The 23322-nt window shown below is 34.5% G+C and carries 21 protein-coding genes and 4 pseudogenes; 15 read left to right on the top strand and 10 right to left on the bottom strand.

Annotated features, from left to right (window positions below):
- Positions 1-566: 566 nt before the first annotated feature.
- From L0Z58_RS01290 to L0Z58_RS01250, 10 genes and pseudogenes are all read left to right on the top strand, one after another.
- Positions 567-1571, top strand: coding sequence for a virulence RhuM family protein (locus L0Z58_RS01290; protein WP_010962468.1), 1005 nt, complete (start codon positions 567-569; stop codon positions 1569-1571).
- A gap of 493 nt (positions 1572-2064) precedes the next feature.
- Positions 2065-2193, top strand: a complete 129-nt coding sequence (locus L0Z58_RS06595; protein WP_255324786.1) for a hypothetical protein — start codon at positions 2065-2067, stop codon at positions 2191-2193.
- A complete protein-coding gene (locus L0Z58_RS01285; protein WP_227738621.1) occupies positions 2156-2395 on the top strand; it encodes a hypothetical protein in 240 nt (79 codons plus the stop codon). Before L0Z58_RS06595 ends, L0Z58_RS01285 begins: the two co-directional genes overlap by 38 nt.
- Complete coding sequence (ltrA, locus tag L0Z58_RS01280) at positions 2392-3468, top strand: group II intron reverse transcriptase/maturase (protein WP_233700146.1); 1077 nt, start codon at positions 2392-2394, stop codon at positions 3466-3468. The genes L0Z58_RS01285 and ltrA overlap by 4 nt, the downstream gene beginning before the upstream one ends.
- Positions 3469-3527: 59 nt before the next feature.
- On the top strand, positions 3528-3896 hold the full coding sequence (locus tag L0Z58_RS01275; protein ID WP_227738619.1) for a JAB domain-containing protein: 369 nt from the start codon (positions 3528-3530) through the stop codon (positions 3894-3896).
- Positions 3897-4066: 170 nt separating this feature from the next.
- The gene (locus L0Z58_RS01270) at positions 4067-5260 is read left to right on the top strand and encodes a hypothetical protein (RefSeq protein ID WP_010962466.1); all 1194 of its coding nucleotides are present in this window, start codon (positions 4067-4069) and stop codon (positions 5258-5260) included.
- Between the two features lie 78 nt (positions 5261-5338).
- Positions 5339-6265, top strand: a complete 927-nt coding sequence (gene wmk / locus L0Z58_RS01265; protein ID WP_010962465.1) for a WO male-killing family protein Wmk — start codon at positions 5339-5341, stop codon at positions 6263-6265.
- Between the two features lie 38 nt (positions 6266-6303).
- Positions 6304-6900, top strand: a pseudogene (locus L0Z58_RS01260) (helix-turn-helix domain-containing protein); the annotation flags it as partial.
- A gap of 72 nt (positions 6901-6972) precedes the next feature.
- Entirely contained in the window at positions 6973-8205 is a 1233-nt protein-coding gene (locus tag L0Z58_RS01255; RefSeq protein ID WP_010962463.1) for an IS256 family transposase, read from the top strand.
- Between the two features lie 118 nt (positions 8206-8323).
- Positions 8324-9652, top strand: coding sequence for an IS4-like element ISWen1 family transposase (locus tag L0Z58_RS01250; protein ID WP_010962373.1), 1329 nt, complete (start codon positions 8324-8326; stop codon positions 9650-9652).
- Positions 9653-9693: 41 nt separating this feature from the next.
- Here the strand turns inward: L0Z58_RS01250 and L0Z58_RS01245 are convergent, their stop codons facing one another.
- The 4 genes and pseudogenes from L0Z58_RS01245 to L0Z58_RS06985 all read right to left on the bottom strand — a co-directional run.
- Positions 9694-11025: a DNA recombination protein RmuC gene (locus tag L0Z58_RS01245; RefSeq protein WP_010962462.1), complete on the bottom strand. Its 1332-nt coding sequence runs from the start codon at positions 11023-11025 to the stop codon at positions 9694-9696.
- 173 nt (positions 11026-11198) lie between these two features.
- Positions 11199-12179 (bottom strand): annotated as a pseudogene (locus L0Z58_RS06990) (IS3 family transposase).
- 209 nt (positions 12180-12388) lie between these two features.
- Positions 12389-13318: an AEC family transporter gene (locus L0Z58_RS01225; RefSeq protein WP_006279391.1), complete on the bottom strand. Its 930-nt coding sequence runs from the start codon at positions 13316-13318 to the stop codon at positions 12389-12391.
- A gap of 304 nt (positions 13319-13622) precedes the next feature.
- Positions 13623-13765: pseudogene (locus L0Z58_RS06985) on the bottom strand (N-acetyltransferase); the annotation flags it as partial.
- 16 nt (positions 13766-13781) lie between these two features.
- Here L0Z58_RS06985 and L0Z58_RS01220 point away from each other — a divergent pair.
- Entirely contained in the window at positions 13782-14945 is a 1164-nt protein-coding gene (locus L0Z58_RS01220) for a multidrug effflux MFS transporter (RefSeq protein WP_010962461.1), read from the top strand.
- Between the two features lie 27 nt (positions 14946-14972).
- Here L0Z58_RS01220 and prfA read toward each other — a convergent pair whose 3' ends face one another.
- Positions 14973-16052, bottom strand: a complete 1080-nt coding sequence (gene prfA / locus L0Z58_RS01215; protein WP_007548640.1) for a peptide chain release factor 1 — start codon at positions 16050-16052, stop codon at positions 14973-14975.
- A gap of 98 nt (positions 16053-16150) precedes the next feature.
- Between prfA and yihA the strand changes: the two genes are divergently transcribed.
- From yihA to L0Z58_RS01195, 4 genes are all read left to right on the top strand, one after another.
- Positions 16151-16744, top strand: a complete 594-nt coding sequence (gene yihA / locus L0Z58_RS01210) for a ribosome biogenesis GTP-binding protein YihA/YsxC (protein ID WP_010962460.1) — start codon at positions 16151-16153, stop codon at positions 16742-16744.
- A gap of 4 nt (positions 16745-16748) precedes the next feature.
- Complete coding sequence (argB, locus tag L0Z58_RS01205; RefSeq protein WP_010962459.1) at positions 16749-17660, top strand: acetylglutamate kinase; 912 nt, start codon at positions 16749-16751, stop codon at positions 17658-17660.
- Between the two features lie 414 nt (positions 17661-18074).
- Entirely contained in the window at positions 18075-18536 is a 462-nt protein-coding gene (gene dut, locus L0Z58_RS01200; RefSeq protein ID WP_006279458.1) for a dUTP diphosphatase, read from the top strand.
- Between the two features lie 63 nt (positions 18537-18599).
- Positions 18600-19253, top strand: coding sequence for a hypothetical protein (locus tag L0Z58_RS01195; RefSeq protein ID WP_022626232.1), 654 nt, complete (start codon positions 18600-18602; stop codon positions 19251-19253).
- Between the two features lie 121 nt (positions 19254-19374).
- Here the strand turns inward: L0Z58_RS01195 and L0Z58_RS01190 are convergent, their stop codons facing one another.
- The 5 genes and pseudogenes from L0Z58_RS01190 to yidC form a co-directional block, all read right to left on the bottom strand.
- Positions 19375-19542 carry a hypothetical protein gene (locus L0Z58_RS01190; protein ID WP_167471207.1) on the bottom strand — a complete coding sequence of 56 codons (168 nt, stop codon included), beginning with the start codon at positions 19540-19542 and terminating at the stop codon, positions 19375-19377.
- A 32-nt stretch (positions 19543-19574) separates the two neighbouring features.
- Positions 19575-20508: pseudogene (locus tag L0Z58_RS06980) on the bottom strand (IS5 family transposase).
- A gap of 172 nt (positions 20509-20680) precedes the next feature.
- The gene (gene nusB, locus L0Z58_RS01170) at positions 20681-21163 is read right to left on the bottom strand and encodes a transcription antitermination factor NusB (protein WP_007549265.1); all 483 of its coding nucleotides are present in this window, start codon (positions 21161-21163) and stop codon (positions 20681-20683) included.
- Positions 21163-21591, bottom strand: coding sequence for a 6,7-dimethyl-8-ribityllumazine synthase (locus L0Z58_RS01165; RefSeq protein ID WP_006279647.1), 429 nt, complete (start codon positions 21589-21591; stop codon positions 21163-21165). Before L0Z58_RS01165 ends, nusB begins: the two co-directional genes overlap by 1 nt.
- Positions 21569-23278 (bottom strand): membrane protein insertase YidC, encoded by a 1710-nt coding sequence (yidC, locus tag L0Z58_RS01160; RefSeq protein WP_010962455.1) that lies wholly within the window; start codon positions 23276-23278, stop codon positions 21569-21571. The genes L0Z58_RS01165 and yidC overlap by 23 nt, the downstream gene beginning before the upstream one ends.
- Between the last annotated feature and the right edge of the window lie 44 nt (positions 23279-23322).

Genomic DNA, 23322 nt, shown 5'->3' with positions numbered 1-23322 from the left:
GTATTATATGCGTTCTTTGGTAATAGTAGTATTTGTACCCTAAAGTTGCATCTAGCCTTAAAACAAAGTTTTTACCTCATCTAAAAAAATACAAATTCTCAATTACGTAACTTACCAAAAGCCTAAATTTCTTTTGCTTCCTTCAATCTTTTCTACTCTGTTTATTTGCCGACTTTTGTGTTTGAAGCACATCTACACTCAATGCCCCTATACTCCGGATTTCTCACCACTTTTTCCGGGATTTTCTGAAAAAAAGTTAAAATAATTTGAATGCAGCTCAGAAATTAAAGAGAGCCTAAACTTTAAGAACCCGCTAAACGGAAGTCCGACCTCCTAAACACCTTACTATTTGAGTTGTTTCCATTTTGGAAATAACTGTTTACTGGAGCTGAGAAGAGGTCACATGAATTTTTGATAAAACAGATATTCCCCTCTATCCAGCTCATTAATAAGTTATAATAGCCCTCTAAAGACGTTTTAAAGAATTTAGTTGCAGTAGAGACAATTAATTGGTTAAATTCCTATTGATGATCAATGGTTTGTTTGTAAGTTATAGGAGATAGATAATGGATGAGAATAAGATTGTATTTTATACTACTCCAGGTGGAAATATAGAAATTGAAGTTTTATGCAGAGATGAAAATCTTTGGCTTACGCAAAAAAGGATGGCTGAATTATTTGATGTACAACTGCCAGCTATTAGTAAGCATATCAAGAACATATTTGAATCTGGTGAATTACAGGAAAAAGAAGTTGTTTCCACTTTTGAGGTAACCGCTGCAGACGGTAAAAATTACCCAACACAACTTTACAATTTAGATACAATTATAGCTGTTGGTTATCGAGTTAATTCTAAAAAAGCAACATTATTCAGAGTATGGGCTACAAAAGTTTTGAAGGATTTTATTATCAAAGGATTTGCTTTAGATAGTGAACGACTAAAAAACGGGAAAAAGTTTGGCAAAGACTACTTCAATGAATTACTTGAAAAAATCAGGGAAATACGAGCATCCGAACGTAGATTTTACCAGAAGATTACCGACATTTATGCCGAATGTTCTGCAGATTACGATCCAAATTCAGAAATAACAAAACAATTTTACGCAAAAGTACAAAACAAATTATATTGGGCAATTTATGGTTTAACTGCAGCAGAGTTGATATGTTCTCGGGTTGATCACAAAAAACCACATATGGGGCTAACTACATGGAAAGATGGTCCAGGTAAAAAAATTCACAAGAGTGATGTAAGTATTGCGAAAAATTACTTAACTGAAGAAGAACTAAGTGAACTAAACCACATTGTTTCGATGTATCTAGATTATGCAGAACTTCAAGCAAAAAAGAATCGGCTGATGAAAATGCAAGACTGGGCTGAAAAATTGGATGCATTTCTATTATTCAATGATTATGAAGTACTTAAAGATGCCGGTAAAGTTAGTGCTGAAGTTGCAAAAGCCCTGGCTGAAGGAGAATACGAAAAGTACAGAGTTATACAGGACAAATTACATGAATCTGATTTTGATGAATTAATTAAAGCAAGTAAAGAAAGTGAGAAAATAACTATCTAACTACAACAAAAACCAGCTTGTAGTTGAGTTATCTGTGTTTGACATCTTGTTTACCACCTTTTGTTTTAATTTTAAGGGGGGTGTAAAATGTGTGCGCCAAGAAGTGCGTAAGGAACAGTTGGTGAAAATCCAACACGGGTAAAGCTTAGCCGGCAACCTGGAACAAACCATTATGCTGCGTAAGGTAACGAGCGTAGTAAAGCTAATGGAATGGACAACATAGGGTGCAACGAAAGTGAAGGTATTGAGTCCCGTAATTCACGCGTCATGGGGGCTGACACTTTACATTTGGTGGAAGGCAACATGGGTAATAACGCTAAGGCAAGATATTACTCACCTCATCGGGATCGAAGGCCGCGTCATATGTTGAGATGGACCTTACGTGAACTTGGGAGATCCTTTGTATTCCTGTAAGGGTACTCTGGAACAAGTCAATAAAGGCGAGGACTGGAGGAAGATGCAAAGGAAGTCGGACTAACTGATAGTACTCGGAGTGTGGGAAAGCCACATACAAGGGGAAGCGGTTAGCAATATAGTGACTGGTATAGGGATTGCTATACCAATACAACAGAGATTAGAGGAGTATGCAAGGAAAACTAAACCAGATAGCAGTAAGGGCTAAGCAAGATAAGCGAGTAAAATTTACATCATTAGTTCATTTGATTAATGAAGAGAATCTTGCAGAGTGTTATAAGGAACTAAAACGCAACAAGGCTTGTGGTATAGATCGTGTGACAGTGGAAGCTTATGGAGAAAATCTAGAAGAGAAACTTAAAACACTAGTGGATAGTATGAAGAGAAAACAATATCACCGCTACCAGTGAAAAGGGTATACATACCCAAAGCCGGGAGCAAAGAGAAGCGCGGTCTCGGAATACCATCAACGGAAGATAAGTTGGTACAGGTAATGCTAAAGAAGATATTAGAAAATATTTATGAAGCAAACTTTATGGACAGCTCGTATGGATTTCGACCAGGAAGAAATTGTCATCAGGCGATAAACGCTCTAGATAAAGCAGTTATGCACAAACCAATTAACTATATTGTAGAAGTGGATATCAAGAAGTTCTTTGATAATGTTCAACATAAATGGCTAATGAATTGTCTAAGGGAACGAATAGCTGACCCAAATTTATTGTGGTTAATAAAACGATTTCTAAAGGCAGGAATAGTCGAAGTTGGATGTTATAAAGCAACCGATCAAGGCACACCACAAGGTGGTATAGTAAGCCCTGTCTTAGCTAATATATACTTACACTATGTGCTGGACTTATGGTTTGAAAAGAAATTTAAGCCAAAAGCCAGAGGATATTTACAGCTAATAAGGTTTTGCGACGATTTTGTAGTTGGCTGCGAGAGGGAAGAAGACGCAAAAGAATTTCTAGAATTACTGAAACAAAGACTAAGTAAATTTGGGTTGGAAATAGCTGAAAATAAAACAAAAATAGTAAAGTTTGGTAAGAAAGAATGGTATCAAGCAGAAAGAGAGAAACGTAGGACGGCTAGCTTCAACTTTCTAGGATTTACACATTATTGTGGAAAAAGTCGTAATGGTAAACTTATGATGAAGCAGAAAACTTCAAAAATAAGCCTAGCCAGAAAGATTAAAGAAATCAAAGAATGGTTGAAGATGGTACGAAGTCGTATCTGTCTCAAAGATTGGTGGCAGAAACTTAAAGCCAAACTAACAGGACACTATAGCTACTTCGGAGTTAGCGGAAATTATCGGTGTTTGATTCAATTCTATCGACCGGTAACAAAGTTAGCATTTAAGTGGATAAACCGACGTAGTCAAAAGAAAAGTATGGATTGGGAACAATTTATACACTATTTAAAAGTAAATCCATTACCAAAACCAAAGGTATATGTTTCTTTATACACAGGAGCACTAGTGTGAACGCTGTATTGTGGAGCCGTGTGCGGGAAATCCGCAAGCACGGTTCTTTTGGGGAGACTATGGTTATGAGACCAAATCGCTGGTTTCAAGGTCATGAGTCTCTACCAGACTATTCAGAGGAGGAAAAGATGAAAATAATATATTTTGATCAAAAGTGCCGTTTAAAGGGGGAAGAAGTGTTTACTGGTACAGTGGATAAGGTACCTTTTTACATAAGAGAAGTAACAAGAAAAGCATTAATAAGAAAAGCGACGTCAATAATAATATCGCATAACCACCCAGAAGGAAGGTTAAAGCCATCTGATGAGGATGAAGCTGTAACTAAAGACTTGGCTAAAGCTTGTCAGACTATAGGGATTAGGTTGCTGGATCACATTATCATCACAAGTGTTGGGTATTTTAGCTTTAAAGAGCAAGGACTGTTATAAAGCAGATATTTGAAGATTTTCATGAGTTGTTTAACTACTTGAATGAAGAAAGTATTTGCAAGCGCATTAATTATTGCTTATAATTAATGAGAAAGTATATATTGAATTAATAATAAAGTAATAAAGTCGGTTATAGACTTAGTTAAATATATTTAATAGCGGAGGCTAATATGAGTAATAAAATAATTGTACCTTTTGATGATCAAGAAGGAGGTACTTACGAGTTAAACATTGATCTTGATAGATTATCAAAAGGTGAGGTGTTAAATGCTATTGTAGGAATTGGTCGTACTAAGGAGCAACCCACTTTTGTAAGCAAAATTAATAAGGCTAAAAAGCCTGAAGAAATAGCACCTTTCCCTGGTAGAGAAGTTCGCGAAAACAAAATCAACTATGGGAAAGGATTTGACTATGTTTATGGCACAAAACCTGTAAGTGATCAAGAAGATAAAAATCCATTTGCTTCAGCTTTGAAAAAAATAAAGCCAAGTGCAGAAAAGTTGAGCTGGTTTAAGAGTGCTGTGGTAAGAGCAAAAAGTCCAAATGAACTGCACAAGGTTGTAGACGAAGCACTAGCTGCTGGAGCAAGGCTAAATGCATGTAATGATGGAGAGTGGAGCCTCGCGGAATATGTGATACTGGGCACACATTTTCATAAATTTGATAAGGCTGATCGTAAAAAGCTAATACGTAAATTAATGCTAAACGGTGCAGAGTTTCATGATACTTTATTGGAGAATAAATTGATAGGTGAAATCTATAATGAGCTACAACCAGAAGTTCAGCCACAGATAGATGAGAGACTAGAAGAACTAGAGAAAGCTGGCGAAAGTGCTGTGCAAGAAGGAGAATTAATAGATGTTGAAATAGATAATACAACATCGTATATAGAATTTTCTGGGGATAGCAAGGTAGAGGTAGCCAAAATACTGGAAGCAAACAGAAAGTTAGGAAGTAATATTTTAAAAATTGGTAATGATGCAGTTGAGGTTAAAAGCGAGAAGGGAGGTATAAGAAACTATATCGATATGTCAGATGAAAGCTCTATTATATTACAATTTCCTACAAGCATTGGTCAGCTAAATATTATATTGTACCACGATGTAAAAAAATATGATCAAGTACAAGTCAGAGTAGAAAACAAGGAAATGTGGGCTGAGTTACAAAAAAGAGGCGAAGAAATAGGAAAAAACTGCCTTTTTGGGGGAGTGAAACTTCAAGAAGCAGTAGAGAAAGGTAATTTCACTAGATGTGGCATATGGAATGAAAAGTATGCTATAAAAGAGATTAGCAATGATGAAGTATTGTCTTCATGGGTAAATAGGGTATGTGGAGGTAGTAAAGAAACCTTTAGGGAACTTTAATGCGTCTACAGCAAACTTTAAGGTTCCAGAGTTTTTTTCTACCGTTATATCTGAGCTATAGTAGAAAATATTATACGCATGGTTGTTTTCGTGGAAAAAAGTCTAGACTGTAAAGTAGGGGAAAAAGTAAAAAATTGGAGGTTAGAGAGAGGTTATACTCAGAAGGATTTAGCTGAGAAAATTGGTGTAAAGTATTGGGTGATACTGCAATATGAGAAAGGGAACCGTGGAATTTCAATCAAAAGGTTGTACGCTATAGCAGAAGCATTGTCAGTAAGTATTACCAATCTCATTCCTGCATCAAAGGAGAAAATCGGCTTTAAAAATGAGGAAGGAGAAATATTAAATCTAGTAAGAGAATATAAAAAGATTAACGATCATGAGTTACGTAGGATGTTTTGTTTATTAACCAAATTTGTCCAAGTTAGTGAGAAAAGTAGTAGAAAATCGGAAAAAATAAAAATTGCAAATGGTCTGGTTAAAGCAGGAATTTCTGTTGATATTGTTTCAAAAACAATTGGTCTCTCTGCTGATGAATGTATTGAAGAAAAAGTTGGTTCTATATATTACAAAATAGGAAAAAAGATAAAAGAATGGAGGCTAGTGAGAGAGTATACTCAAAAAGATTTAGGAGAGAAAATGAGTACAACCCGTCACGAAGTAAGCAACTATGAACAAGGAAGGACTGCTGTTCCACTTGATAAATTATATGAAATGGCAGAAGCGTTATCGATTAATATTACAGATCTACTAATAGAGAAAGATGAAGGTAGTAGAGTGGAAAATGAACTACCGAATTTAATTAAAGAATACAAAGAAATTGAGAGCCAAGAACTACGTAATGCACTAATAAAATCTCTGTTTGAGGGAATACGTATTTGTGAGGAGAAAGTGAGAGAGATAGAAAGGATTAAAGTTGCAAAGGATCTAGTAAAAGGGGGAATTTCTATTGATATTATTTTGCAAGCGGTAGGTTTACCTGTTGATATAGTTTTAGATAGGTAGCTTGTGGAAAAATTATAGTAATAGAGTTTTTTTCTTAAATGGAGGTATATGTGTTTGTTTCTGCGAGCAATGTTAGTTATGGAATAGGGCAAAAAATAGAAAATTGTAGGTTAATGCGAGGTCATACTCAAATAGGATTAGCAGGTCAAGTAGGTTTAACATACCAAGAAGTGAACAGCTATGAGAATGGTTATACTCCTATTCCAATTGGAGTACTATATGTAATAGCAAGAGTATTATCAGTTAATGCTGTAGATCTATTACCTAAACTAATAACAGTAAGAGAGTATAAAGATGAAGACGAAGAAATACTCTATCTAACGAAAATATACGAGAATCAAAAGTTAGGTAAGATAGTACCTTCATTAGTCAGGTTTGTTCACATTAGCGAAAAAATTAATCAAGAAGAGGCAAGATTAGAGGTAGCAAAAAATCTAGTAAAAGAAGGAGTTTCAGTTGACATAATTTCCCAAGCAACGGGTTTATCTATTTACGAGTATGATAGTACAGAGAGAGAAATCTGCACTGATTCTATATATTACAGAATAGGACAAAGAATAAGAGAATGGAGATTGATAAAAAGGTATACTCAGGAAGATTTAGCAAACAAAGTTGGTTTAACACTCAAGGAAATACAGGGAACGTTCAAAGAAGTGTGTCAAACCGAAAAAAAAGTAATAAATTGATATAAAAAAAGGAGGTTTGATATGAGTCAAGCAAATAGAACTAATGGGTTGGTAGATTATAAAGAATTAGAAACAAATATCCTGTCATCTATACAAGAAGGAAAACCATTGACAGGAAGAGATGGAGCATTAACACCGTTTATAAAAAGGTTGCTAGAGGCAAGTCTGGAAGGTGAAATAGAAAGCCACATGTCAGCTAAAAGTGAAGAAAATAACCGAAGAAATGGGAGAAATGCAAAAACTTTACGCACGAGTGCAGGTTCATTTGAGCTGCTAACACCAAGAGATAGGGAGGGAAACTTTGAACCGCAAATAGTCAAAAAAAGGCAAACAAGCCTACATCCAGAACTTGAAGCAAAGGTCTTAAGTACATACGCCAGTGGCATGGGATACAGAGACATAGCTTCACACGTTGAGGAAATATATGACCATAAAATATCAGCAGCAGAGATATCCAGTATTACTGATAAACTGCTACCAATAATCAATGAATGGCGCAGCCGTCCACTGCAATCAGTGTATCCAATAGTGTTCATGGATGGCATGTTTTTTAAGGTCAAGGAGGACGGACATTGCGTAAGTAAATGCATGTATAATATATTGGGTATAAATCAAAATGGCAGAAAAGAAGTATTAGGTTTTTATTTGGCTGAAAGTGAGGGAGCTACCTTCTGGTTGGGAGTTCTAAATGACCTCAAAGAAAGAGGAGTAGAAGATATTCTAATTGCCTGCATTGATGGACTAAAAAGCTTTCCTACAGCTATAAATAGTGTATTTCCCAGTGCAGAAGTGCAGCTATGTATAGTGCATCAGATAAGGAATTCACTGAAATATGTATCCAGTAAAGATGTAAAAGTTTTCATGAATGATCTGAAAAAAATATATCGTGCTTCAAGTAAAGAAATTGCTGAGAATTATCTGCTTGAGCTGGAAGAAAAATGGGGAGAAAAGTATCCTTTAGTTATAAAATCCTGGCAGAACAATTGGGAAAACTTATCCAGTTATTTTAAGTATTCTGGGCCAGTTAGGAAGCTGATTTACACCACTAATCCAATTGAAGGGTTGCATAGACAAATCAGGAAATTTACTAAAACTAAGGGTTCATTTACCAGCACAAATGCCTTGTACAAACAGGTATATTGTGCTATAAAAAAAGTAGAGCAAAAGTGGATTATGGCTCTCCCTAATTGGGCTTTAACTATGTCTCAACTTGATATCTTTTTTCCTGGTAGGTTAAAAATTGAGTTGAATTAAAAATGCCGTTTGACACACTTTTTTGAACCATACGCGTCAAGTTAAGGAAATAAAGGTATGAAAGAGATAGAATAATAAGGTATAAGTTCTCCCAGAAATACTTTTAGTGAGAGAACCAATGAATAAAATAACTAGCTTATCAAAAAAGCTCAAAGAATTTTTTAATGAAAAAGCAGACAAAATCTCAATTACAACAAGGTTTATAAAAAGAAAGAGAAAGCTAAAAGGTTCATCGTTCGTAAAAGCCATGGTCTTGGGTAATATAGGGGTTGATAATTGTAGCGTAGAAACAATGTGTCAATTACTAAACGAGGACTCGATAGATATAACAAAACAAGGTTTGGATTTTAGATTTACTGAAGAAGCAGTGGAATTTATGAAAAGGATGTATAATGAATCTGTGCTTCTCTTCAAAAATATCTTGCAAGTTGATTGCAAAATCTTACAGCAATTTAATAGTGTTAAATTATTGGACAGTAGCTATATTACTCTACCTAACAGTATGGAAGAGATGTATAAAGGTTATGGTACTAGCTACAGTGGCTATGAAAGCAATACTAAGTCTGGAATAAAGTTACAATTAGTTTTCGACTACATGAATCAGATAATAGACCAACTTAATTTAACGGAGGGAGTAAGATCAGACCAGGGATATAGGAAACATTTAAGTAATATATTAAGCAATGATTTGCTAATATCTGATCTCGGTTATTTTGTGCCAAGTTCTTTTAAACAAATCAATGAAATAGGAGCTTATTTCATAAGTCGTTATAAATCCGATACCAACATATATGATGTAGAAACAAATCAAAAAATGGAGTTATTAGAATGTTTAGAGGATAAGTTATTTTTAGAAAACGAGGTATTGTTAGGAAAAGAAGCAAAAATTAGAGTAAGAATTATATGTCAGAAACTAACTGAAGAACAGTCTATGGCCAGAAGAAGGAAAGCTAATAGATTAGCAAGATCGCAGGGATATACATCCTCTAAAAGAAATCAAAAATTGTTGAACTGGTCAATATTTATAACTAATGTTCCAGAAAATAAAATTAGTGCTGAGCAAGTATTAACGATTTACAGAGTAAGGTGGCAAATTGAGTTATTATTTAAATTGTATAAAAGCCATATCAGACTTGATAAGCTAAAAGGAAAGCCATGCAGAGTATTATGTGAACTATATGCTAAATTGTGCGCAATTCTTATATTTCACGGCATAGTTGGTTGCACAGAAGTGAAAAAGAATACAGAACTTAGCTTAACAAAGGCATTTATTGAGCTAAAAAGGCGGGTTATAGAGTTATTTTTAGCACTAAAGAATAAAGTTAATAGTTTGAAAGTTTTTCTTAAAAAGCTTACCATAACTTGGTCTCGATTTTCATTAAAAGACAAGTACAGAAAAACTAGAGTATCTACCTTAACTTCCCTGAATTTACTTACAATCTCTTAACTTGACGCGTATGCTTCTTTGAACATTCCCTGTTAAGATGCCTAATCTACTTTCAGCTCCTCAGTATGTAAACTGCGTGGTAAAGACTCTAATTCCTTTGCAGCACTTAAACTTTTATTTTTTGCATGTATACCAAGCTTATTGAATTCTCGAGCAGCAGGAAACACCCTTGCTTCAAGAGAGCCAGCAGTTTTATTATAATGATCAACAGCACTTTTTAAGCTCCTGCGCAAATTATCAAAGTTTTCACCCATTGTGCAAATGCGCTCATATAAAATATGACCTAGTTCACTGATTTTCTTTGCGTTTTCAGCTATCATCTCTTGCTTCCATCCATACGCTATTGCTCTCAGCAACGCAATTAGAGTGATCGGTGTTGCAATGATCACTTTTTTTTCCACTCCAATCTCTATCAAAGCAGGCTCATATTCCAGTGCTGCGCTAAAAACCCCCTCCCCTGTTAAGAAAAGCACCACAAGTTCTGGCGTATTTTCAAATTGATTCCAATACTCTTTTTTACCCAAATCATTTATGTGTTTTTTTATTGCCAGGGAATGATTCTTTAATTTCTCCTTTTGTATTTGCAAATCATTTTGTGATATAGCATCCATGTAAGAATCAAGCGGCACTTTAGCATCTATTATTATTTGCTTTCCAGATGGCATTTTGATTATTAAATCAGGACGCAATAAATTATCCTCGTTTTTATCAATCACTGACGGCTGAGTAAAAAAATCGCAATATTCAATCATTCCCGCCATTTCTACCACCCTTTTGAGTTGCATTTCACCCCACTTTCCTCTGATGTGAGGCTTTCTCAAGGCATTAGCAAGGCTGGAAGTTTGGTTCATCAGCGCTCCAATTTGCTCCTTTAAACCTTCATAGGCCCCTACCCTCTCTTTTTCCAGCTCGCGTATTTCATTATCAAATTTTTCTAATTTTTCTTTTATTGGAGTTACAACTTCGTTGATCGTTGCTTGTCTTTTTTTGAAATCGCTTTCCGTTTCTTTTAATTTACTATCGATTACTTCCTTTGCTAAGTTCAGAAAATTATTGTTATTTGTCTGCAAAGCATCAAGAGAGAGCGCTTTAAAAGTGTTTGTTAATCTCTCCTCTGCTTTTGTTAGTAATTCTATTTCCTTTTTCTTTTCCTCACGTTCTTTTTGCAGAGTTACTTCAAGTTCTGCTTTTTTGACCCTTAAATCAACTATTTCTTCATTCTTCGTAAGCAAAGTTTGCTTTGTTTCTTGAAGTTCTTGCTCTAATTTACATAAATTACCCTCAAGGTTTGCTTTCTTTTCGCTCAGTTTTTTTACGATAATGTAGAAAAATAGTAATAGAGAGACAACCAGAGCTATAGAATTGAAAAGCATCAGAATAAAAAAGCTGTATTTACAATTCTATATGATTTTTGTGTGTATAAGAAAGAAAAAAGGAGCACCTAAAGAGGTGACCTTACCCAGAAAAAGTAGAGAGAAAGTTAAGACGTTTTTATCATGAGAATAAATTGTGCAGGAATGCAATAGTTAATAGTAGAATGTCTACGTTATTTGTTATAAAAGATTTCTATGTATTCAAATATGGCAGTTCTGGTTTGTTGAGCGAGAAGTATCAATAAGCAGCTCCCTTTTAAGTGAACTTTTCTGCAACAGAGTTATCGTAACAACAGCCCTTATGGCTCATGCTGGAAATGATGTTTTTTGTATTCAATAGAAATTGGTAATTTTGAGAGGTATACTGTGACCCTTGATCGCTATGTAACAGCAGATTTTTATCGGGTTTGCGTTTATCAACGGCCATCAATAAAGAATCTATAACTAATTATCATGTTACTCATTAACCACCATGCGTGAATATAGGTCAATTATTGCCGCCAACAACCTTCTTTAGTTTTTATGTAGGTAATCCCAAACTTTATTTGGCTGATCAGTAGTAAAATTTTGATCCAATGTGTTCGGAGCCACAACTCGGTTGCTTATTTGCTGTTTTTTATTTTTGAACCTTCGTCTAAACTTGGCTTTAATGCCATTTTCTTGCATAACACTTTGTACTGTTTTAATTTTTGCCTAAAGCTTTTAATTCAGCGTGAATTTTAGGGGCTCCATATCTGCATTTAGAAGCTTGATGTATTTTTTGAATATCTGCTAGAAGCCCTTCTTTTGCTAATTCTTTACTGCTTTTTTCCTTAGCAACCCATACCACCAGTATAAAACCCTACATAGTTCCTGTGTTTTATAGCAATTTCTATATAAAAGAATACTTTACTCTTTTTCTTTGCCCAGGGCTTTTTTTAAGATGTCTCTTTCTCTTATTAGCTCTTTTTTTAGATCAAATCTTTCTTTGTCATAAGGAGCCTTTGCCTGGAAATGCGTATGCTCCAGACATTTTTCCATCATATTTTCTTACTTAACATACTACCATCTATACCTAGATCTTTTGCTATTTTTGTACTTGCTTGACCTGTTTCTTTAACCAGCTTAACAGCTTCTAATTTGAATTCTGCTGTATATTCTCTTCTATTTGTCATATTTTGAAAAAACGTTTTATTTTACTCCAAAAACGTCTTAACTTTCTCTCTACTTTTTCTGGGTAAGGTCAATTTACCGCCGCGGCGCTAACTAGTAGCGGGATGACGGGTTACCAAATTGTAGAAGTTGCTTTAGCTATAAATTCAAGTTTTATCAATGTCTTGTGTTGTTACCCAAATAATGGTTGTGCAAGCGCTTAATTTTTTGATCAAAAAGGAACAAGTTTAGTAAAAAATAATGATATTATTAGTGGAACATAAAACAGTCCCACTGCAGTACTGATTAGAAGCAACAGAGTAGCTTTATCTGGTTGATAATTCAAAATATTAGCAAGTATTATACTGGACCCAGAAACTGGAATAATAGCCAGCAACATCAGTGCTTTATATATGCTCTCATCGTATATACCTATAACATGCTTGTCTAAAAGGACAATTCCTAAAACAAACAGTGGCCAGAATACGTACTTTGCTGTAATAGTGATCAAAGCAAGCTTCCAATCTATTTTAAAGCTTGCAATATTCGCAATGCTCACTCCAAGTAGCACCATTCCTAATGTGACAAATGTACTTCTAATATTCATCATAACATCTGTTAAAAAAGTAGGTATTTGTATATCGTATATACTTAAAAAGAAGCCCAGAACCATCGCATAAAGCGAAGGAAGTTTGAACAACTTTAATATGCATTCTTTTGCGGTATAAATACCATTTGCAGCTATGTAAAATCCTAAGCTGTTTTCAAATAGCGCCATTCCTATATAACAAACAACATATACAGATACTGAATCTTCATCAAATAAAGCCATGGCAATCGGCAGGCCAAAATAACCCATACTTGTGCTGCCCGAGCTAAATGCTAATATGTTTCTTGTGTTATCCTTAAATAAAAAAGAAGAAAGATAATACACTGATAAGGACATAGTGCTACCTATAAACCATATCAAAATCGGCAGAGAAATTACTTTTAAGTTAACTTCTGTATGAGAGACTCCATATAAAATCACTATTGGATTAGCTATATAAAAAAGTATTTGAGATATAGTGTTTCTATCAATTTTAAGATATTTTCCTGCTAAGTAACCAATAAATATTGTAATATAAATAGGTAATATTTTGAGAAAAAGAGTAAGGAACATACTAGCCTATTGTAATATTTTTGATTGATAAAGTGACATTAGATCTTAAGGTGTTGTAAAAGTAAACAAAATTTATTTTTCAATTTATCCAGCTCATAGTTAATTAAATTTGTGCCAAAATTTGTTTTTACATAGGACTTAAGAATGACATTTGTATGATAAAATTATGTTAAGTTTCTGTAAAGCTTCTTGCATATTTTTGAATAATGACATATTTACTAAAAATTAAACTGCTTGTAGTAATTTAGACGGACTGTTGAAAAAGTAAGAGGAAATAAGTAAAGTTAGGACAGAGAGTAAGAGCTTTAACATAGTTGTCATATTTTTCTTTAATTAACCCTAGTGTCCAATTTATCCACCATTCCTTCACATGAGGTGTTTCTAACCATTTTAATAACAGTAAAAAATGTTTTCTTTCAACGCTTTAAATGTAATATTTTTATTCATTAATTAAAAATCTCAAATGTTACTACCATTTCTGTTAATCCTGTCTCTCATTGCCAAGTTCATTGAAATTGACATTTCCGTACCTAGTTTTCCTGATATGGTGCACTATTTTAACGTACCGGAAGGCATAATTCAATTAACTATTGCTTATAATTTCCTAGGCTTTTGCATAGGAGGGTTGTTTTTTGGTCCATTGTCTGAATGCTATGGCAGAAGGAGAATTATGATCATAGGTAACACTTTGTTATTAATCGGCGCTGTTGGTTGTGTTTTTGCACCGTCGATTTTTTGGCTTTTAATCTCTCGCTTTGTTCAGGGCATTGGTGTTAGCACATCTGTAGTTGTGTTTGCAATCGTTGCAGACAGCTACAAAGGCGACGAAGCGGTGAAATTTATTGGAATCATGAATTCTGTTCTTACAGTTGTCATGGCAATTGCGCCAGTGTTAGGCAGTTTCATCAATGAAATTGTAGGATGGCGTGGTAATTATGCAACTGTTGCAATACTTTGTTTGATCTCTTGGGTTTTGCTGCTTTTAGCGTTACCAGAAACAAAAAAGAACCGCGATATTTTCAGTTTAAAAAAAACGATGAAAGATTACAGAAAACTACTATCTAATCCGAGGTTTGTTACGTTGTCTTTGATGTCAAGCCTCTTTTCTGCTGCGTATATGTCATTCATTACTTGTGGACCTTTTCTGTATATGAAGACTTTTGGTTTATCTAGCACTATTTATGCACTACATCAAGGTGCAATAGTTGGGTGCTTCTCACTCATCAGTCTATTTGCTGGCAAAATCTTGCAGAAACTTGGAGCAATAAAGTGTGTAATTTCTGGTACGAGCGTGGGTGCTATTGGGTCTCTATTGCTTGTAATATTCAGTATAATTGTACCCCACTCTTTCTACTTAGTAACACTGTCTATGATTATTTTTTCTATCGGTTGTGCAATTTTCCAGCCAGTGATTTTTAATGCATCAATAAATGTTTTCCCTGAAATTAAAGGCACAGCTTCTTCTGCAGTCTCGTTCATTAGAGCTTTTATCATGGCTATTTTTATCGGCTTAACAAGCTACATTTACAATGGTCAAACAATTAGTGTAGCTGTTCTTGTTTTATCCGCGATAGTACTAGAACTTGTTTTTACTGTCTATCTATTGCGTTTAAAAGATCCTATGTAATTAATAAAGATATTCCATTGTAGGCTGCTAACTTTCCCCTGCCAATCTTTCTGCTTCATTACGTGAGATTAATGCCTCAATAAATTCATCTAGTTCGCCTTCTTTTATAATCTGCTCTAGCCGATGTGAAGTTAGATTAATTCTGTGGTCTGTTATTCTTGATTGTGGGAAATTATATGTTCTTATGCGCTCGGAACGATCACCAGAGCCAATCTGACTTTTCCTCATTGTTGACCTTTCCATTTCTTTTTTTTGTCTTTCAATTTCGTATAGCCTTGCCCTCAATACTTTGAGCGCTTTAGCTTTATTTTTATGCTGCGATTTTTCATCTTGCTGTATCACAACTATCCCTGTTGGCAAGTGGGTGACCCTTACTGCGCTGTCAGTTGTATTCACTGATTGCCCTCCAGGACCACTGGATCTATAAACATCTATTCGTAAGTCTTTTTCTTCTATTTTAAAGTCAACTTCTTCTACTTCAGGTAATATCGCAACAGTAGCGGCAGAGGTATGCAACCTTCCTGAAGATTCAGTTTCTGGCACTCTCTGTACTCTGTGCACTCCTGATTCAAATTTCAACCTTGCAAAAACTTCTGTTCCATTAATGAGTGCAGAAGCTTCCTTATATCCACCTATACCTGTATTAGAAATGCTTATTGGCTCGAACTTCCAATTTCTTCTTTCTGCATATTTTTGATACATACGAAATAACATTGCTGCAAATAATGCTGCTTCTTCTCCGCCTGTACCTGCTCTAATTTCTAATATTGCATTTCTTGAGTCATCTTCATCTTTGGGCAATAATGCTAACTTTAATTTTGCTTTTATTTTTGGTAATAATACCTTGTGCTTTTCGAAAAATTCTTCTTTTGCTAACTCTTTTATATCACCTTCGCTGTTTTCATCTTTCATTATTTCTTCTAAGTCTGAAATTTCCTCTTTCAGCGTGTTATATTCATCAATTATCTTGATTATTGGCCTGAGCTCAGAGTATTCCTTTGAAAGGGTAATGAATTCTTTTTGACTTAAATTGGTAGGATTTTCCAAATTCCTCTCTATATCATTAAATTTTTTCTTTAAGTCTTGTAAATTATTTTCCATATCCATATAGCACAGATCTAGCTAAGTAATATATACTGAAATAAAAAATTTCTTATATCAAGCAATAACACTATAATATACCCACTACCTTCTAGTTGAATATAATGGCAAAACAGATAACATCAAACTGCAATTTCATATTTGGAGCTTCGGATATAAAATCATTACCAAATGAGTCGGCTCCAGAGATTGCGTTTGCTGGTAGATCAAATGTAGGAAAATCGAGTCTGATCAACTTACTGATAAACAGCAAAAAAGCTGCCAGAGTTTCCTCTAAACCTGGATGCACTAGACAAATAAATTTTTACTCTATGTACGATGATAAGTTCAGACTTGTTGATCTACCAGGGTATGGCTACTCTCATGCAGGCAAGGAGGAAATTATACAATATTTAAACTTAATTGAGTATTATCTAATTCAAAGAGAAAATCTAAGAAGAGTGTTTGTGTTGATAGATAGCAAGGTAGGATTAAAAGAAATAGACAAAGACTTCATTTATTGGTTAATATATAATAACATTAACTTTAACATTGTGCTAACAAAAATAGATAAAGTAAGTCAAAAAAGCTTAGGTGCTGTTATAGAAGATATTCAAAAATGGATTAATAATGAGAATGTGTCAATTCATCAAATGAGCATCCGTGTTAAGCATAAAATAACCAAGGTAAGAGATGAGTTTTTCAAGTTTACAAGATAAAAAAATGAAGAGTAGTGAATTTTTAAAGGGTGAGGTATCATTTGAACAAAAAGCAGAAATATTACTTGAAGTGCTATCTAACATACCTAGCTTTGTAGGCGAGACTTTTGTCATTAAATGCGGTGGTACAATAATCTTAGATGAAACACTATTTAATACTTTTGTGCATAATGTTGTCTTGTTGAAGCAGCTTGGTATAAATCCGGTAATAATTCATGACGGAGAATATGAAATTAACTCAGTGTTAAAAATGCTGGATATGAACAGTAAGTTTGTGAATGGTATCAGACTTACAGACAAAGACACTATGAAAATCATTGAAATGGCACTGTGTGGTTCAGTTAATAAAAAAATTGTTCAGTATATAAATTCTGCTGGTGGTTCAGCTATTGGATTATGTGGAAAAGATGGTAACTTAATTAAAGCCGAAAAAATAACCGCTACGCTTAGAGAAGATAGATCAAATAATATCGAAAAGATATTAGACATGGGGTTCATCGGTAGACCCACTGAAATCAATCCTGATATATTATTTTTTATTGAAGAATCAGATTTTATACCAGTTATTGCACCAATTGGTCATGGAAAAGATGGGGAAACATATCATATTGATGCCGATAGCACTGCAAGCGCAATCGCAATCGCAGTTTCTGCATCTAAAATGATAATCTTGAGTGACACAGATGAAGAAATAGATAAAATTGGTGGCAGGAAGATATCTGTTAAAAATTTAAATGCATCGATTGATTGTGGGAAAATTAAAGGGGAAAAATTTATTGAAAGGCTTATGGCATACGTTAAAATGGCGGAGGAATGTGCTGGAGTTGTTCACATAGTTGATGGTAGAATATCTAACATTATGCTTGATTTATTTACTGAGAGTAATTCAAGCATATCGATTGTGAGTGATTTATAGCTATACTGCTTGCAACTACACGAATACCAAGAGGGTGTCATTCAAGTAGCTGACACTGGAATGACAACAATCTACGTCATACCGCGATTCATTCGCGGTATCTCTAGATCCCGCTAACAAGTAGCGGGATGACGGTTGTCAGGGTGTCATCCCAGCGCCCCTATGATGTCATCCCAGTGCCCAGACACTGGGATCCAGAAGACTTAATTTCAACCAAGTGGCTGCATAATAAGGACTAGATTCCAGACTGGAATGACATCATAGAGGCACTGGGATGACAAAAAAAGGAGCACTGAACTTGTCAAGGAATTTTATGGCCTAGCGTCACGCGCTGGAATGACATTATTTACATTTATCACTTTTGCAGATACAATTTACATGCTATAATTGAGTCTTCATAGATGGTAAATTGGAGTGCAAAGAAGTAAAATTAAAGTAGAAATAAAAAGATTATCACACGGAGAAGACTTGTCTCTTCCATGTTATGCAACTACGCAGAGTGCTGGCATGGATCTTTATGCTGCATTGAATGATTCTGCTGTTTTAAATCCACTTGAAAGATTACTTGTTCCAACTGGAATTGTGATTGCAATACCAAACGGTTTTGAGGGGCAAATCCGCCCACGTTCTGGTCTTGCTGCAAAACATGGAATCACTGTCTTAAATTCTCCGGGCACTATAGACTCTGATTATCGAGGTGAAGTTAAAATTTGTCTAATTAATCTAAGTAATCAGCCATACGAAATAAAAAGAGGAGATAGAATCGCACAAATCCTTATTTCTCCTGTATCTCAGGTAATTTGGGATGACAGAGAAGAATTCTGCGCAGAAGAAACCGGTCGCAATGCAGGGGGCTTTGGCTCAAGCGGCAGGTAGCTTACGAAAAAGCTTGACTATGACAGTTTTTTTATTTAAGCATATTAATATTTGAGGTCGTTTATGCTAACTTTCAAAAATCACTGTGGTCAATTCCACAAAACAAATACTGCACTTGTTGCACTTACTTCTTTGTATGTCATAGGCGCAGCAGTAGCACTTTCAGCACCATATTGGGTGTCTTCAACTTGCACGCTTGCTCCACTTGCAGCTTTTGCAGCTACACCACTTGGAATCGGTATATTAGCAATTGTTGCTGTTGCACTGGTTAGTTCAGCAATGTACGCTATCAGCAAAAACAATGAAATATCTGAGTTGAGAGCTCCGAAGATTGTTGTTAATAACGATAGAAAAAACGGTAAAGAAACAGCATTGCTAGTAACAAAAGACACATTTAAGGAAATGGCAAGGAATAACCAAGTTAAAGATGAAGAAGGTAAGGTAGAAAAGGGTAAACATTATATAGCCTTAAGCTTAGAAGGCAAGAACTACCGTATTATTGTTGATATTAATCAGCTTACCAATACGCTAGGCAATACTTTACTCTTCGAGATAGGTTCACTAAAAGAGAAAAACGATGAAGGTAAGTTCGAGGCAGTAAATGAAACAAAGTGGAATAAAACATTAGGTTTAGACAAAGATGGTGCTAAAGGGGTTAAAACTTATTTAGGCTCACTTATTGTTGAACAAGTTGCTTCTCAACAACAGACAGTATAGCCAAGTGAAATAAAAGAGGTAGATTAAGTCTGCCTCTTTGTTTTTTTTGATTTTTAGTGTTACGCGCATAACTGCATGGATGTTGCGATTCTCAAGGCAACGTATCTGTTTAGATGCATGGCTAATGCTGAAACAAAAATTCCAGTGTTCCCTTTCTTGTCATCCCAGTGCTTGACACATAACTGTACAAACATTCATTTTTGAAGGTAAATTGCACAACAGATAATGTCATTCCAGTGCTCCCTTTCTTGTCATCCAAGTAGCTGACACTGGGATGGCTTTGTTGCATCACACTTTATGAGATGGTGATTTATGGTAAATTCATGTAACTATCTCAAATTTAGCCATACCAATATCAGTGAATTTATTAAGCAAATAGCATTTAGTTCTTTTTCTCGATTTATCTCAGATTTATTCCTAAAACTAAATCCGAATATTTGCTTTAATCTTGAGAAAAACCCTTCAATATAAGATCTTTTCCCATAATTTACTTCTTTTTTCCATTCTTTCATGCCATCTTCACCGTATAATTTTATTAACCTAATAGCAGCATTCCTGTCAGACATATAATCTATTTCTGGATGTTCTGCCGCATTGTTTATTGGTGGAATTTTTGTCTTTATATCATATTCGTTACACAACTTATAAAACTTGTGCCTATCACATGCCCTATCTGCATATAGTACTTTTATGACATACTGAAAATCGACTTCTTTTAGCAAATCACAAGCTCCATAGTGATCAGCCGTTACTGTATTTCACAGCTATGGCTTTTTTGCTGTTTGTATTCAACATTACATGCAATTTTCTTGTCTGTTCATAGCTGCGATACTTTCTATCTTCGCTATTTTCTTTGCTATGACCAGGAGTGTTGTTGTATATACTAATTCCTGTACTGTCTATAGCAATTTCGATATCTTCCATATTATTTTCTGCAATCATTGATCTTAATATTGAGTTTCTTAAACCTTCTTGATGATTGTGAATAGCTGATAACTTGCAAATTTTTCCCAATTTGCTCAAGGTATCCTGCTATAAACCCAACTGTTTGCCTCAGGCCTATTCTAAATAAACAAGTTATTATGTGCACCAAAATTACAACTTTATCGCTATAAATATTGTTGCCACCTGGTATTTTTGGACCATTCTCGTACCACTTTTCTATGGCTTCGTTGATATAATGAAAAATATTTCCTCTTTTTTCTAGAAATTTGTTATATTCGCTATGGTTACTGACCCTCATTTTTTGTGGCATATTTTTTCTTTCAAGGTTAAATGGCTATTTTATAATGAATTTTGTCAGTAGCCACCAGATTTTTTCAGTTGCTATGCAACAAAGCCATTCCAGTGTCAAGCACTGGGATCTGGTAGACAATGTTCATACAGCAGCTACTCGGATGACACCTTGTGCTTGCTGGCTATAATTGCTAAGGATTTTTATTTAATTTAACTGCATCTTTTGCCTTATCCAATAACCCATTAATAAAACCAATTTCGCTTGGTTTATCAAGTAAATCAGATGCAATGTTAGTATATTCATTAATGACAACTGGAACTGGCGTATCACAATTAGCTAACTCACATATTGCAACACGCAAAATAGATAAGCTTATAAGATTTAACCGTGAAAGGGACCAACTTGGGTGTAAATAAGACTCTATTATTTTATCATATTCTTCACTGCTTTTTATAACCTTATATAACAAGTTTTCTAAGAACTGATGTTCAAATTCTTCACATTCAAATATATCTTTCAACTTATTTATGTAGTCCTTAAGCTCACAATTTTCCAGTTTAAAAGTGCTTTTGTTGTAACCTACGAAAATATTTGAATAAGCAATTTGTACAGCAAGAAATCTTGCCGTGCTTCTTTTTATGCGCCACTTTTTATCTACTGGTTTTTCCTCCATTATTTTAATTTATTGTGTAAATCTATCATACGCAAAACAGTTGAGGCTGCATGGCCACCAACGTTCTTTTTGTTTTTATCAGCTCTAACTAGTGCTTTATCTTTGCTGTCAGCGGTAATTACACCCATACCAAGGGGTATTGCATAATGCATAACAACCTCATTTAAGCCTTCAATTACTCCTTTACAAACATATTGATAATGATCGGTTTCACCGCGAATTACGCACCCAAGAGCTAAATAACCATCATAATTAGTATGCCCACTCTTGACTGCAAAAAGAATTGTAGCTGGTATCTCAAATGTACCAGGAACCTCAACTACATCGTAACTGGCATTACTGCCTTTTAATTTATCAATTGCACCTTCAAGCAAAAGGTTCGCTATTTCAGTATAATAAATCGAATTAACTATTAGTATTCTCGACATTTACTACCACTTTTTTTGTTAAAAACAACTTTATTAATGACTGTTGAATTAGAGTTATAATATTACTAAATATCCAATATATTACCAGGCCGGCAGGAAAAGAAGAAAAAATAAAGACAGAAATGTAAGGTAAAAACTTCATAACATTTACTTGAATATCATCTTTACTGGTTTGATCTTTCTCACTTAGCTTCTGCTGAATTATCATGGTGGCACCGAAAATTATAGGTAAAATGCCTATAGAAATAGGAAAGTTATAATTAAACAACCCAAATAATGTAAAGATGTTCGTTGGGTCAGGAGCTGAAAGATCCTTAATCCATAAAAAAAAAGGAGCATGCCTCATCTCTATAGTAACAAATAATACTTTATATAGAGCAAAAAATACCGGTATTTGTATTAGCATGGGAAAAATGCTCGACATTGGATTTACGTTGTTTCTCTTAAACAATGCAATTGTCTCTTTATGCTGCTTTAAGCTGTCATTTTTATACAACTCTTTTATACGAGTTAATTCAGGCTGCAGGCTTTTTACCTTAAACATCGAAATATATGATCTATTAAATAAAGAAAGCATCAAAAGTTTGATTACTAAAGTCAGCAATAATATTGCTAAGCCAAAATTTTTTAAAACGAAGTTAAAATATTCAAGCAGTAAAAACACTGGTTTAGTTATAAAGTAAAGAACACCAAAATCTACAGCTTTATCAAACAGGGGTATATTGAGAGTGTCCTTATAAGAATCCAGTAAATTCAACTTTTTTGCTCCAGCAAAAAAATAATTCACATTAGAAACGCTTGCACCAGGAAGTATGCTCTTGTAAGGTTTGACAAAATCTACTTGGAATTTATCAGTATTATTAACGTTTGTGTGTTTAATGCTTACATTTATTTTATCAGATTTTTCAGGTATGATGGCTGTGAGCCAGTATTTATCAGCAAAACCAAACCAATTTTTTTCACTCGTGCTTGCTTTTATTAAATGTTTTTTGGAAATATCCTTATATGTCCACTCCTCTAGTTTATTATCAAATGCACCCAGTACTCCTTCATGGGATATCCAATAAGATTCGTTGATATTGTCACGTTTACGGTTAATTTTACCATAAGGAACCAAAACTACATTATCCTTTGTATTATTTTCAACAACTTGCTCAACTTTAAACATGTAATTATCGTCGAGGTTAATTTTCATTCTAAATAAAATGCCATTCTCATTGTCCCAAGATAAATTGACCTCTTTTTGATTAAGTTTATCTGCTCGCCAGACTGCTTTAGAATCTGGAACTTTAATCTTGTTACTCGGATCGAGCCACCCAAATTCTGCAAAATATACATCTTTTGATTCTGCAGGTGACAGTAACACCACTTGTGGAGAAGAAGAACTCGGTTCTAAGTGGTAATTAGTTAAAATTAAGTCATCAAACCTTGCACCTTTCAGAGAAATTGATCCTTTAATCATGTTATTGGTTAAACTAACCCTCTGTTCTCGAGTAGAATTAATAATTTCAGAACGATTTTGGTATATTATAGGAGCAAGGTCGTTAAAAGATTCGATATGTTCAATATTTTCAATCAATGGCTGGTTTTGGCTTGTACTAAAAAAATTATCATAAATAATACGCCAAGACACCATGATTAACATGGAAAGGATAGCTGCCAAAATTAAACTTTTTGCTTCTGACATGAAATTAAATCAAACATATCTTCTTAAAGTGTATACTAAATATT

Origin of the sequence: Wolbachia endosymbiont of Aedes aegypti, assembly GCF_021496215.1 — a bacterium.
Lineage (GTDB): Bacteria > Pseudomonadota > Alphaproteobacteria > Rickettsiales > Anaplasmataceae > Wolbachia > Wolbachia pipientis.
The sequence above is the reverse complement of the archived record's forward strand: the minus strand, read 5'-3'. Positions and strand labels throughout refer to the sequence as shown.